Below are 14236 nucleotides of genomic sequence, written 5' to 3'. Positions count from 1 at the left end.
GGAGCCACCCAATGAGTCTTTCTTCCGCCGGCGCAGCCTTCCGCGCCGCACTGGCCGCCGAAACCCCGCTGCAGATCGTGGGCGCCATCAACGCCAACCACGCCCTGCTGGCCAAGCGCGCCGGCTACCGTGCCATCTACCTGTCCGGTGGCGGTGTTGCCGCCGGCTCGCTGGGCCTGCCGGACCTGGGCATCAACACGATGGAAGATGTGCTGATCGACGTACGCCGCATCAGCGATGTCTGCGACCTGCCGCTGCTGGTGGACATCGATACCGGCTTCGGCCCCAGTGCGTTCAACATCGCGCGCACGGTGAAGTCGCTGATCAAGGCCGGCGCTGCTGCCTGCCATATCGAAGACCAGGTCGGCGCCAAGCGCTGCGGTCATCGCCCGGGCAAGGAGATCGTGTCGCAGGGTGAAATGGTGGACCGGGTAAAGGCCGCGGCCGACGCCAGGACCGATCCGGATTTCTTCCTGATCGCCCGCACCGATGCCATCCAGATGGAAGGTGTGGACGCCGCCATCGAGCGCGCACTGGCCTGCGTGGAAGCCGGCGCTGACGGCATCTTCGCCGAAGCAGCGTATGACCTGGACACCTACAAGCGCTTCGCCGATGCGGTGAAGGTGCCATTGCTGGCCAACATCACCGAGTTCGGTGCGACCCCGCTGTTCAGCCGCGACGAACTGGCCTCGGCCGGTGTGGCCATGCAACTGTTCCCGTTGTCGGCATTCCGTGCGGCCAACAAGGCAGCCGAAAGCGTGTATGAAGCCATCCGCCGCGATGGCCACCAGCGTAACGTGGTGGACAGCATGCAGACCCGCGAGGAGCTGTATGACCGTATCGGTTACCACGAATTCGAGCGCAGCCTGGACAAGACGTTCGCTGCGAAGAAGTAACTGCACTTCCTTCTCCCACTGGGAGAAGGTGGCGCGTAGCGCCGGATGAGGGTACGACCAGGTCTTCGTGGCTCTGACCGCACCCTCACCCCACCCCCTCTCCCGATGGGAGAAGGGCTTCAAAATCCCGTATCTGAGCGAGGTTCACACCATGTCCGAATCCACCGCCGCACCGGCGTTCAAGCCGAAGAAGTCCGTCGCCCTGTCCGGCACCGCTGCCGGTAATACCGCGCTGTGCACCGTTGGCCGTAGCGGCAACGATCTGCATTACCGTGGTTACGACATCCTGGACCTGGCCAATACCAGCGAGTTCGAGGAAATCGCCCATCTGCTGGTGCACGGCAAGCTGCCCAACAAGGCCGAGCTGCGTGCTTACAAGGCCAAGCTCAAGGCGCTGCGTGGCATCCCGGCATCGGTCAAGGCCGCGCTGGAAGAACTGCCGCCCTCGGCGCACCCGATGGACGTGATGCGTACCGGTGTTTCCGTGCTCGGCTGTGTGTCGCCGGAAAAGGACGACCACAACCACCCGGGCGCACGCGACATCGCCGACAAGCTGATGGCTTGCCTGGGTTCGATGCTGCTGTACTGGTACCACTGGAGCCACAACGGCAAGGTCATCGACGTGGAGACCGACGATGATTCGATCGGCGGCCACTTCCTGCACCTGCTGCACGGTGAGCAGCCGCGCGAGTCCTGGGTCAAGGCCATGCACACCAGCCTGATCCTGTACGCCGAACACGAGTTCAATGCCTCGACCTTCGCCTGCCGCGTGATCGCCGGTACCGGCAGCGACATGTACAGCGCCATCACCGGTGGTATCGGTGCACTGCGCGGTCCCAAGCACGGTGGTGCCAACGAAGTCGCCTTCGAAGTGCAGAAGCGCTACGAAACCCCGGACGAAGCCGAGGTCGACATCAAGGCCCGCGTCGAGCGCAAGGAAGTGGTGATTGGTTTCGGCCACCCGGTCTACACCGTGTCCGATCCGCGCAACAAGGTGATCAAGGACGTCTCGCGCGAGCTGTCGGCCGAGCAGGAAAACATGAAGATGTACGACATTGCCGAGCGTCTGGAAGCGGTGATGTGGGACATCAAGAAGATGTTCCCGAACCTGGATTGGTTCAGCGCGGTCAGCTACCACATGATGGGTGTGCCCACGGCAATGTTCACCCCGTTGTTCGTTATCGCACGTACTGCAGGCTGGAGCGCGCACATCATCGAACAGCGCATCGACGGCAAGATCATCCGCCCGAGCGCGAATTACACCGGGCCGGAAGACCAGACCTTCGTGCCGTTGGATAAGCGCGCTTAATGAAACCAAAGCCATCTCCGCCACAAGCGAGATGACGCCTGCACCATCTTCGCCACAAGCGGGATGGCGCCTGCACCATCTTCGTCACAAGCGAGATAAAGCCCCTCTCCCGCCTGCGGGAGAGGGGTTGGGGTGAGGGGAGGCTTCTAGCACGTAGATCAAGCTTCAAGCCCGTTGAAAAAGAGCGAAGCAAAGCTGGAGCTCAAGCGAGAGCAAGAGCAAGAGCAAGAGCTCCCCCCATCCGCCCTTCGGGCACCTTCCCCCGCAAGCGGGAGAAGGGAGTTGCCAGATTCCATGTGGTGCTGTGGGTTTGCTGCAATTGCAGGCACCCGCGGGTAAACCAACGCACACCAGCAAGCCCAGACCCTCACAGGCCAGCCATGAATACCGATTACCGCAAACACCTCGCCGGCAGCACGCTCGATTACTTCGATGCACGCGCCGCAGTCGATGCCATCCAGCCCGGCGCCTACGCCACGCTGCCCTATACCTCGCGCGTGCTGGCCGAAAACCTGGTGCGCCGCTGCAACCCGGCCACGCTGAGCGATTCGCTCAAGCAGCTGATCGAACGCAAGCGCGACCTTGATTTCCCCTGGTTCCCGGCACGCGTGGTCTGCCACGACATCCTCGGCCAGACCGCGCTGGTCGACCTGGCGGGCCTGCGTGATGCCATCGCCGACAAGGGCGGTGACCCGGCCAAGGTGAATCCGGTGGTGCCGGTGCAGCTGATCGTCGATCACTCGCTGGCAGTGGAATGCGGTGGCTACGATCCGGATGCGTTCGCCAAAAACCGCGCCATCGAAGACCGCCGCAACGAAGACCGCTTCCACTTCATCGACTGGACCAAGCTGGCCTTTGAAAACGTCGATGTGATTCCGCCGGGCAACGGCATCATGCACCAGATCAATCTGGAGAAGATGTCGCCGGTGATCTACCAGCAGGGCGGGGTGGCTTTCCCGGATACCTGCGTGGGCACCGACAGCCACACCCCGCACGTGGACGCGCTCGGCGTGATCGCCATTGGCGTGGGTGGCTTGGAAGCCGAGAACGTGATGCTGGGCCGCGCTTCGTGGATGCGCCTGCCCGACATCATCGGCGTCAAGCTGACCGGCAAGCCGCAGCCGACCATCACCGCCACCGACGTGGTGCTGGCGATTACCGAGTTCCTGCGCAAGGAGCGCGTGGTCGGTGCGTGGCTGGAATTCTTCGGTGAAGGTGCCGCTGCACTGACCATCGGCGACCGCGCCACCATTTCCAATATGTGCCCGGAATACGGTGCGACGGCGGCGATGTTCTACATCGACCAGCAGACCATTGATTACCTGCGCCTGACCGGCCGCGAAGAAGCACAGATCGCGCTGGTCGAGAAATACGCCAAAACCACCGGCCTGTGGGCCGACGCGCTGGAAACGGCGAAGTACGAGCGCGTGCTGGAGTTCGATCTGTCCAGCGTCGTGCGCAACATGGCTGGCCCCAGCAATCCGCACAAGCGCCTGCCGGTATCGGATCTGGCCGAACGCGGCATTGCCGACGAAGCCAAGCTGGAGAGCGGCAAGGTCGAGGAAGCCGAGGGCCTGATGCCGGATGGTGCGGTGATCATCGCTGCGATCACCAGCTGCACCAATACTTCCAACCCGCGCAACGTGATTGCCGCCGCGCTGCTGGCGCGCAACGCCAATGCGCGCGGGCTGAGCCGCAAGCCGTGGGTCAAATCGTCGCTGGCGCCGGGTTCGAAGGCCGTGCAGCTGTACCTGGAAGAAGCCGGCCTGCTGCCGGATCTGGAAAAGCTGGGCTTCGGTATCGTTGCCTTTGCCTGCACCACCTGCAACGGCATGAGCGGCGCGCTGGATCCGGCGATCCAGCAGGAAATCATCGACCGGGATCTGTACGCAACCGCCGTGCTGTCCGGCAACCGCAACTTTGATGGCCGCATCCATCCGTATGCGAAGCAGGCCTTCCTCGCCTCGCCGCCGCTGGTGATCGCCTATGCCATTGCCGGCACCGTGCGCTTCGACATCGAGAAGGATGTGCTGGGTGTGGATGCCAACGGCAACGAAGTGCGCCTGAAGGACATCTGGCCGAGCGATGCCGAGATCGATGCGGTGGTGAAGGCCTCGGTCAAGCCGGAGCAGTTCCGCAAGGTCTACAACCCGATGTTCAACGTGCGCGTCGAACACGGCGAGAAGGTCAGCCCGTTGTACAACTGGCGCCCGCAGAGTACCTATATCCGCCGTCCGCCGTATTGGGAGGGTGCATTGGCCGGTGAGCGCACGCTGCGCGGCATGCTGCCGCTGGCCGTGCTGCCGGACAACATCACCACCGACCATCTGTCGCCGTCCAACGCCATCCTGCGTTCCAGCGCGGCCGGTGAGTATCTGGCCAAGATGGGCCTGCCGGAAGAGGACTTCAATTCCTACGCCACCCACCGCGGCGACCACCTCACCGCGCAGCGCGCCACCTTCGCCAACCCCAAGCTCTTCAACGAGATGGTGCGCAACGAAGACGGCAGCGTGAAGCAGGGTTCGCTGGCGCGGGTTGAGCCGGAAGGAAAAGTCATGCGCATGTGGGAAGCGATTGAGACCTACATGGAACGCAAGCAGCCGCTGATCATCATCGCCGGTGCCGATTACGGCCAGGGCAGCTCGCGCGACTGGGCCGCCAAGGGCGTGCGTCTGGCCGGCGTGGAAGCGATTGCTGCCGAAGGCTTCGAACGCATCCACCGCACCAACCTGATCGGCATGGGCGTACTGCCGCTGGAGTTCAAGCCGGGTATCAACCGCAACACGCTGGGCATCGACGGTACTGAAACCTACGACGTGCAGGGCCTGCGCACGCCGGGCACGGACCTGACCCTGGTCATCACCCGTCGCAACGGTGAAGTGTTGAAGGTGCCGATGATCTGCCGTCTGGATTCGGATGAAGAAGTGGCGATCTACGAAGCCGGCGGCGTGCTGCAGCGCTTCGCGCAGGATTTCCTGGAGTCGGCGAACGCATGACAAGAGCCCCTCTCCCGCCCGCGGGAGAGGGGTTGGGGTGAGGGCAGGGGTGGCTGATGCCGCATCCGATCCTTCACATCAAGAACCAAGTAGGAAAGCCTGAACATGTCCCACACCCCGCAGATCAAGATCCCCGCTACCTACATGCGCGGCGGCACCTCCAAAGGCGTGTTCTTCCGCCTCCAGGACCTGCCCGCCAGCGCGCAGCAGCCCGGCACTGCCCGCGACCGTTTGCTGCAGCGTGTAATCGGCTCGCCCGATCCCTACGCCAAGCACACCGATGGCATGGGCGGTGCGACTTCCAGTACCAGCAAGTGCGTGATCATTTCGCCCAGCAGCAAACCCGGCCATGACATCGACTATCTGTATGGCCAGGTTTCCATCGACACCGATTTCGTCGACTGGTCCGGCAACTGCGGCAACCTGTCCACCGCTGCCGGCGCGTTCGCGCTGCACGCAGGCTATGTTGATGCTGCGCGCGTACCGCAGAGCGGCATCTGCGAAGTGCGTATCTGGCAGGCCAACATCAACAAGACCATCATCGCGCACGTGCCGGTCACTGACGGTCTGGTGCAGGAGACCGGCGACTTCGAGCTGGATGGCGTGACCTTTCCCGCTGCCGAGATCGTGCTGGAGTTCATCGACCCGGCCGATGAAGGCGACGGTGAGGGCGGTGGTGCGATGTTCCCCACCGGCAATCTGGTCGATGCTTTGGACGTGCCCGGCGTCGGTACGCTGCAGGCAACGATGATCACTGCAGGCATCCCCACAGTGTTCGTCAACGCTGCCGACGTCGGCTACAGCGGTGCCGAACTGCAGCCGGCCATCAATGAAGACAAGGCCGCGCTGGTCAAGCTGGAAGCGATCCGCGTTGCCGGTGCCCTGCGTATGGGCCTGATCAAGGCGCCAGAAGAAGCGATCAAGCGCCAGCACACGCCCAAGGTCGTGTTCGTCGCGCCGCCGCAGGACTATGTGTCCAGCGGCAACAAGCAGATCCATGCCGCCGACATTGATCTCAATGCCCGCGCCATGTCGATGGGCAAGCTGCACCACGCGATGATGGGCACGGCATCGGTTGCCATCGCCACCGCCGCCGCGGTGCCGGGCACGCTGGTTAACCTCGCCGCCGGTGGTGGCCAGCGCGATGCGGTGCGCTTCGGCCATCCGTCCGGCACGCTGCGCGTGGGCGCCGCAGTGAGCCAGGTCGACGGCCAGTGGACGGTGACCAAGGCAGTAATGAGCCGCAGTGCCCGCATCCTGATGGAAGGCTGGGTGCGCGTGCCGGGTGATGCGTTCTGAGTTTTCCAGGCTGATGCGGCACCAGGCGAGGGCCACTGGCAGCAGTGGCCCTTTGCTTTAGCGCGGGGGCGGGCGGCAAGTCAGCGCGACCGCAGCAGGCCCCGCTTCCAGACGAATCGCCTGCGGAATGCGCACCGTTACACAAGGCTTTGCGTGCTGGCTGGTTATACTCCGCCCATCTGCGGGAGGACGCCATGGTTAACAGGATGTTGAAGCGTATTCGTTGGGCGGCGGTCGCCATGGTGGCGCTGGCCCTGGTTGCAGGATGCGGCAGGAACGAAAGCGGGCAGCTGCCCGGGGCTACCGGCGAGGCGATCCAGACCAAGCAGGAAGAGGTCAAGGGCTTCGCCATGCTGCGCGCCTACCCGGACCAGAAGAGCGGCGACGGCCTTGCGCTGGCGGTTGAGTTCACGCGCCCGCTGGTCGGCACCCAGGATTTCGACAAGTTGTTGCGCTTCGAGGAGAAGGTCGGCAACGAGGACAGCAGCTGGTCGCTGTCCGACGACGGCAAGACCCTGCGCTATCCCTATGTGGAGGCGGCCCAGGAATACACGCTGATCATCTCGGCCGATCTGCTGGCTGCCGACGGCAACCGGCTGGGCACCGAGGTCAAGCAGAAGGTTTTCACCGGCGAACTTGATCCGGCGGTGGGCTTCGCTTCGCAGGGCAGCGTGCTGCCGGCCAAGGACAGCCGCGGCTTGCCGGTGGTGTCGGTCAATGTGCCGGAGGTGGATGTCGAGTTCCTGCGCGTGCGCGAAAAGGACCTGCCCACCTTCTTCAGCCAGTACCAGCGCGGCGGTCGCCGTGGCAGCTGGGAGCTGGACAGTGAATACAGTGACCGCACGCCGCTGTCGCAGCTGGCTGAGCCGGTCTACGTCAATCGTTTCGTGCTGGGCGGCAAGCAGAACGAGCGTGTGCTGACCTACCTGCCGATCCAGGACGTGAAGGAGCTGCAGCAACCCGGTCTGTACTTCGCGGTGATGAAGCGCACCGGCAGTTTTGACAGCGAGTTCGATACCTCGTTCTTCACCGTCAGTGATATCGGCCTGCATACCCGCGCCTACAAGGACAAGCTGTTCGTCCATACCGCTTCATTGGCCGACGGCGCGCCGGCCAAGAAGGTCGAGCTGAAGGTCATCGACGCCAAGGGTGAGGTCATCCTCAAAGGCCAGACCGACGGCAACGGCAACGCCTTGCTCAACTACACGCTGGACGCCGCGCATGTGCTGGTCGCCAGCAGCGGCAGCGACACCACCATGCTGCCGTTCAACCAGCCTGCGCTGGACCTGAGCGAGTTTGCGGTTGCCGGGCGCCAGAACGCCAACTTCGATGTGTTCGCCTGGTCCGGACGTGATCTTTACCGCCCCGGCGAGACCGTGCGCATCTCCGCGCTGCTGCGCGACAACGACGGCAAGACCCTGGCCGGGCCGGCCACTGGCGGCCAGCCGGTGTTCCTGCGGCTCAAGCAGCCCGACGGCAAGACCTTCCGCGAGACCCGCCTGCAGCCCGGCGAGCAAGGCTATTTCTCGTTCGAGCAGACCATCCCGGTGGAGGCGCCGACCGGGCGCTGGACCGTTGAGTTCCGTACCGATCCGGCCAGCAAGGAAGCGGTGCAGGGCATGACGCTGCGCATCGAGGAGTTCCTGCCCGAGCGCATGAAGCTGGACCTGGGCAGCACGCAGAAGACCCTCAAGCCGGGCGAGCCGCTGAAGTTGCAGGCCGACGCGGCCTATCTGTACGGCGCACCGGCCGATGGCAATCGCTTCACCGCGCGCCTGGCGGTGGCGGTGGAGCAGCACCCGGTGGAGTCGATGCCGGGCTGGTTCTTCGGCGACCCGACCGTGCAGCTGCCGCGCGAAGCCAATGACGTGATCGACACCACCTTGCCCAAGGACGGCAAGCTGCGCGAAGACGTGGCATTGCCCGCCGAAGCAGGCAAGGCCACCACCGTGGCCGCGCTGCTCTCGGGCAGCGTCTATGAAACCGGCGGCCGCACCGTTACCCGCACGATGAAGCGGGTGATGTGGCCGGCGCCAGCGCTGGTCGCGGTGCGCCCGTTGTTCAACGATACCGATGGCGCCGATGCCAATGCCAACGCCCGCTTCGAGCTGATGCGGGTGGATGCCGATGGCAAGCCGCAGCCGGCCAAGGGCCTGAAGATCACCCTGGTACGCGAGCTGCGTGATTACCACTGGACCTATACCGACAACCGCTGGGATTACGACTTCACCCGCCGTTTCGAGAACAAGGAGACCCGCACCGTCGATGCCGGTGCAACCTCCGTCCGGTTCGATTTCCCGGTGGAGTGGGGCGAGTACCGGGTAGACGTGTTCGACCCGGCCACCGGCCTGACCATGCGCTATCCGTTCCGCGCCGGCTGGAGCTGGAACGACGACAACCGTGGCCTGGATGCACGGCCTGACAAGGTCAAGCTGTCGCTGGACAAGACCGCCTACCGCGACGGCGACACGCTCAAGGTCACGCTGACCCCGCCGCATGCCGGTCGTGGCGTGTTGATGGTGGAAAGCGACCACATGCTGTATGTGCAGGACATCGATGCCAAGCCGGGCAGCACCTTCGAAATCCCGGTGACGAAGGACTGGGAGCGGCACGATGTCTACATCACCGCGCTGGTATTCCGTGGTGGCAGTGCGCCCAGCAAGATCACCCCGGCGCGCGCCGTGGGCGTGGTGCACGTACCGATGGATCGTCGCGATCGTCGCGTCGCGGTCGGCCTGATCGCGCCCAAGCAGATGCGCCCGGAACAGCCGATGACGGTGACCGTCAGCGCACCCGAGCTGGCTGGCAAGCCGGCGCACGTTACCGTTTCGGCGGTGGACGTGGGCATTCTCAACATCACCCGTTTCCCGGTGCCGGATGCACCCGGGCATTTCTTCGCGCAGCGGCGCCTGGGTGTGGATGCCTATGACATCTATGGCCGGGTGATCGAGAGCTTCGAGGGCAACAGCGGCAAGCTCAAGTTCGGTGGCGACATGGCGTTGGCGGCACTGCCGCAGGCCAAGCGGCCTACCGCACGGGTGCAGACGGTGGATCTGTTCTCCGGGCCGGTGGCGCTGGATGCCAAGGGCAATGCGCGGGTGCAGCTGCAGGTACCGGATTTCAACGGCACCCTGCGCGTATCGACGATGGTGTATTCGGCCGACCGCTACGGCAACCGCGATGTGGAAACGCTGGTGCGTGCGCCGATCCTGGCCGAAGCCAGCATGCCGCGGGTGATGGCGCCGGGTGACCGCAGCACCATTACCCTGGACGTGCAGAACTTCACCGGCAAGCCGGGCGAGTTCAATGTCCGCGTGGATGGCGAAGGCCCGCTCGGCATCGCCGAATCGACGCGGACGGTGCAGCTGGCCGGCGACGCCAAGAGCACCCTGAGCTTCCCGCTGACCGCGCAGGAAGGCTATAGCGTGGCCAAGGTGCGGGTACGTGTCGACGGCAACGGCTTCAAGGTGGACCGGCGCTACGACCTGCCGGTACGTGCGGCGTGGCCGTCGGTGCTGCGTTCGCAGAGCCGCACGTTGGATCCGCTGGTGCCGGTCACCCTGGACAGCAGTTTCGCCAACGGCCTGATGGGCGGCTCGGTCAATGCGCGCATGCTGGTCAGCGCCTTGCCGCCGATCCCGTTCGCCTCGGCGCTGCAGGGCGCGTTGAATTACCCCTACGGCTGCGCCGAGCAGACCACCAGCAAGGGCTACGCAGCGCTGATGTTGGATGAGGCCACCTCGGCCATGCTTGGCGCCGATGGGCTGGATGCCAAAACCCGCCGTGAGCGCATGGAAGGCGCGTTCGGCCGCTTGGCCTCGATGCAGGTGGCCAATGGCAACTTCTCGATGTGGGGCGATGATGACTACATCAACCCGGCGCTGACCCCGTATGTCGCCGAGTTCCTGCTCGACGCCAAGGATGCCGGCTTCGCGGTGCCGGAGAACGTGCTGCAGAAGGCACTGAACCGGATCAGCGAGGACCTGCTCAGCGGCGGCAACCAGTTCTACGGCAGTGACCGCCGTGATGGGCTGAAGTTCGCCAACCAGGCCTATTCGGGCTACGTGCTGGCACGGGTCAACCGCGCGCCACTGGGCACGCTGCGCACGCTGTGGGACAACGAACGCAGCAAGGCAGTGACCGGCTTGTCGCTGGTGCATCTGGGTGCGGCGTTGGCGATCCAGGGCGACAGCAAGCGCGGCCAGGCCGCCATCGCTGCGGGCTTTGCAAAATCCAGCGCGGACCGTCCGGAGTACTTCGGCGACTACGGCACCCGCCTGCGCGACGAGGCCTTGATGATCGCGCTGCTGCACGAGCGCGGCCTGTCCAAGCCGGAATACGATGCGCGCGTGATCGATCTGGGGCGCACCCTGGACGTGCGCCGTGGCAGTGGCCTGATGTGGCTGAGCACGCAGGAGCAGGTGGCGCTGGCGCGTCTGGGCAAGGCCTTGATGGCCAACCAGAAGAAGCTGGTGTCCGGCGAGCTGGCGGTAGGCGACAAGGTCGAGAACATCGACGCCCGCAAGGCCTTCGGGCGCGTGTTCGACATGGCGCAGTTGGCGCAGGGCGTGCGTTTCTCGCCGCAGGGCGAGGCACCGATGTTCGCCAGCCTGGATGTGGCCGGTATTCCGCGCCAGCCACCGGCACCGGACAACAGCGTGATCGGCATCGAGCGGTCCTGGTTCGGCACCGACGGCAAGCCGTGGACGCCGCGGCCGCTGAAGGAAGGCGAGGCCTTGATCGTGCGGCTCAGTGTCACCGCCAACTCGAACATGCCCGATGCCTTGCTGACCGACCTGCTGCCAGCCGGGCTGGAGATCGAAAACTTCAACCTCGGCGACGCCAAGCAATGGGCCGATGTGGTGGTGGGCGAGGTCAAGGTCAGTGACCGCTCCAGCGCTGCTGACGTCAAGCATGAAGAGTTCCGTGACGACCGCTACGTGGCGGCATTGAAGCTCTCGCGTGGCAGCACCGCACACGTGTTCTATCTGGTGCGTGCGGTCACCCCGGGTACCTACATGGTGCCGCCGCCACTGGCCGAGGACATGTACCGTCCCGACATGCGCGGTGTTGGCCGTTCCAACCCGAGCACCATCACGGTGGTGCAGCCGTAATCGGCTCCTGCTCCCTCCCTTTGCCGATGGCAAGGGGAGGGCTGGGGAGGGGTAAGCTCTTCCACGGCCAAGCCATTCCGCCCCAGCTCCACAGGCAACGTTTGAAGAACCATCCACAGTGAACGCGCGCGCCCCTCGGCTGAAACACGTTGGCCCCCGTCTGCGTGCCGTGCTTACGCTTCGCAATCTGCGTTGGGCCGTTGCCGCGCTGCTGACAGTGCTGCTGGTGCTGGACCTGGCCTTCCCACCGCCGCTGCCGAAGTCGCGTGACACCAGCACGCTGGTGGTGGCGCGCGATGGCACGCCGTTGCGCGCCTTCGCCGATGCGGAAGGCGTTTGGCGTTACCCGGCTGACGTAAAGACAATTTCGCCGTTGTATCTGCAGGCCTTGCTGACCTACGAGGACCGCTGGTTCTGGCGGCATCCGGGCATCAATCCCTGGGCGTTGCTGCGCGCCGGCAAACAGATGCTGCTGGAACGGCGCATCGTCTCCGGCGGCTCGACCTTGACCATGCAGGTTGCGCGCATCCTCGACCCGCATACGCGCACCCCGTGGGGCAAGCTCAAGCAGTTGCTGCGTGCGCTGCAGTTGGAAGTGCACCTGAGCAAGGCGCAGATCCTGGACCTGTACCTGGAACGCGCGCCTTACGGTGGCACCATCGAAGGCGTGGAAGCGGCCAGCTGGGCCTATCTGGGCAAGTCAGCGACGCATCTGTCGCAGGCAGAAGCCGCGTTGCTGGCGGTGCTGCCGCAATCCCCAAGCCGGCTGCGCCCGGACCGGCATCCGGAAGCGGCGCAGCGTGCCCGCGACAAGGTGTTGGCGCGCATGGCCGAACTCGGTGTGTGGTCGGCCGATGATGTGGCCGATGCACGCATCGAGCCGGTGGTCGCGCGCTCACTGCAGCAGCCTCTGCACGCCGCCTTGCTGGCGCAGCGCATGCGCAGCGCACAACCGCGTGTGCCGCAGATCGAAACCAGCATCGACAGCGGCTTGCAGCGCACGTTGGAAGAGCGCGTTTCTTCCTATTTTTCGCAGTTGCCGGAGCGCACCTCGGCGGCGCTGCTGGTGATGGACAACAGCACCTTGGAAGCGCGGGCCTATGTCGGCTCGGTGAGCTTTGGCGACAAGGCACGGCTTGGCCATGTGGACATGGTCCAAGCCTGGCGCTCGCCCGGTTCGACGCTCAAGCCTTTCCTGTACGGCATGGCGCTGGATGACGGCCTGATCCATTCGGAAAGCCTGATTGTCGATGCGCCGCAGAGTTTCGGTGGCTACCGTCCCGGCAACTTCGATGCTGCCTTCAACGGCCCGGTCGGTGCGGCCACCGCGCTGCGCCTGTCCTTGAACGTGCCATCGGTGGATCTGCTGGAGCGGGTAGGGCCGGCGCGGTTTGCCGCGCGGCTGGGCAATGCCGGTATCAACCTGCGCTTCCCGCGTGGAACCCAGCCCAGTCTTGCGCTGATTCTTGGCGGCACCGGCGCGCGGCTGGAAGATCTGGTTGGCGCGTTCTCCGCGCTCAATCGCGAAGGTATCGCCGGGCGGGTGCGTTACACGCCGAAGGACCCGCGCATCGAGCGCCGTCTGGTGTCGCCGGGCGCTGCCTGGATCGTGCGCGACGTGTTGGAGTCCAACCCGCGCCCCGGTTATGGCGTGGGCACCTTCGATACCGGCAGCCGCCCGCGCGTGGCATGGAAAACCGGCACAAGTTACGGCTACCGCGACGCCTGGGCGATAGGCAGCACCCGCACCTATACCGTTGGTGTGTGGGTGGGCCGGCCCGATGGCACGCCATTGCCCGGCCAGTACGGCGCGGTTACCGCCTTGCCACTGATGTTCGAGGTCATCGATAGCCTGCCACGGCAGGCCGGCGACAACGCGGTGCGGTCGCGGCCGGACAGTGTCAGTGAAGTCGAGATCTGTTGGCCACTGGGCATTGCCGCTGAGCAGACGCCAGCAGCGATGTGCCAGCGGCGCTTTCCAGCCTGGGTGCTGGACGGCGTGGTGCCGCCCAGTTTTCCCGAGCGCGAAGCGCGGCTATGGCAATCCGGTCGCATGCGTTTCCAGGTGGATGCACGCAGCGGGCAGCGGCTATCACCCGGTTGTGAGGGGCATGCGCAGGTGGAGCAGCGCGAGATCGCCCGTTGGCCTGCACTGGCCTCGCCGTGGCTGAGCGTGGCCCAGCGGCAGGCACAGAGTCTGCCGCCCTTGGCATCGGATTGTGCCGATGATGGGCGCCAATCCGACGGCGTGCTGCATATCGAAGGCTTGAATGATCTGGCCACATTGGCGCGCGCGCCGGGTGCGCAGCACGGCCCGCGTCTGCAGCTGCGCGCATTGGGCAGCGAGGCGACGATTGAATGGCTGTTGGATGGCCGCTGGATCGCGCAGACACAGGGCACACGCACCTTCATGCGTGACTTCAATGATGTCGGCGAGCACACCCTGACCGCATTGGCATCCGACGGCGCCTGGACCCGCGTGCGCTTCCGCGTAATGAACTGAACACCACCCCGTAGTGCCGAGCCATGCTCGGCAGAAGGTTTCCAGGCAATGCGTAGTGCCGAGCCATGCTCGGCAGAGGCTTTCCAGGCAATCATCAACATTGTAGGAGCGGCGTAAGC

The 14236-nt window shown here is 64.9% G+C and carries 6 protein-coding genes; all 6 read left to right on the top strand.

All coding sequences use genetic code 11. The annotated features are described in order from the left end of the window. Positions 1-11 precede the first annotated feature (11 nt). A complete protein-coding gene (gene prpB / locus ABE493_RS16310; protein WP_346499933.1) occupies positions 12-896 on the top strand; it encodes a methylisocitrate lyase in 885 nt (294 codons plus the stop codon). 151 nt (positions 897-1047) lie between these two features. Further along, a complete protein-coding gene (prpC, locus tag ABE493_RS16305) occupies positions 1048-2205 on the top strand; it encodes a bifunctional 2-methylcitrate synthase/citrate synthase (protein ID WP_346499932.1) in 1158 nt (385 codons plus the stop codon). 380 nt (positions 2206-2585) lie between these two features. Further along, entirely contained in the window at positions 2586-5201 is a 2616-nt protein-coding gene (gene acnD / locus ABE493_RS16300; protein ID WP_346499931.1) for a Fe/S-dependent 2-methylisocitrate dehydratase AcnD, read from the top strand. A 105-nt stretch (positions 5202-5306) separates the two neighbouring features. Then, positions 5307-6500, top strand: coding sequence for a 2-methylaconitate cis-trans isomerase PrpF (gene prpF / locus ABE493_RS16295; protein WP_346499930.1), 1194 nt, complete (start codon positions 5307-5309; stop codon positions 6498-6500). Between the two features lie 206 nt (positions 6501-6706). Then, positions 6707-11614, top strand: a complete 4908-nt coding sequence (locus tag ABE493_RS16290; RefSeq protein WP_430980803.1) for an MG2 domain-containing protein — start codon at positions 6707-6709, stop codon at positions 11612-11614. A 160-nt stretch (positions 11615-11774) separates the two neighbouring features. Beyond that, complete coding sequence (pbpC, locus tag ABE493_RS16285) at positions 11775-14117, top strand: penicillin-binding protein 1C (protein ID WP_430980805.1); 2343 nt, start codon at positions 11775-11777, stop codon at positions 14115-14117. Positions 14118-14236 lie beyond the last annotated feature (119 nt).

Origin of the sequence: Stenotrophomonas terrae, assembly GCF_039674165.1 — a bacterium.
In the GTDB taxonomy this organism is placed as follows: Bacteria; Pseudomonadota; Gammaproteobacteria; order Xanthomonadales; family Xanthomonadaceae; genus Stenotrophomonas; species Stenotrophomonas terrae_A.
The sequence above is the reverse complement of the archived record's forward strand: the minus strand, read 5'-3'. Positions and strand labels throughout refer to the sequence as shown.

Excerpts from the sequence above, each read along its gene's own strand:
- prpB (WP_346499933.1), top strand. The coding sequence starts at position 12 with ATGAGTCTTTCTTCCGCCGGCGCAGCCTTCCGCGCCGCACTGGCCGCC.
- prpC (WP_346499932.1), top strand. The coding sequence starts at position 1,048 with ATGTCCGAATCCACCGCCGCACCGGCGTTCAAGCCGAAGAAGTCCGTC.
- acnD (WP_346499931.1), top strand. The coding sequence starts at position 2,586 with ATGAATACCGATTACCGCAAACACCTCGCCGGCAGCACGCTCGATTAC.
- prpF (WP_346499930.1), top strand. The coding sequence starts at position 5,307 with ATGTCCCACACCCCGCAGATCAAGATCCCCGCTACCTACATGCGCGGC.
- ABE493_RS16290 (WP_430980803.1), top strand. The coding sequence starts at position 6,707 with ATGTTGAAGCGTATTCGTTGGGCGGCGGTCGCCATGGTGGCGCTGGCC.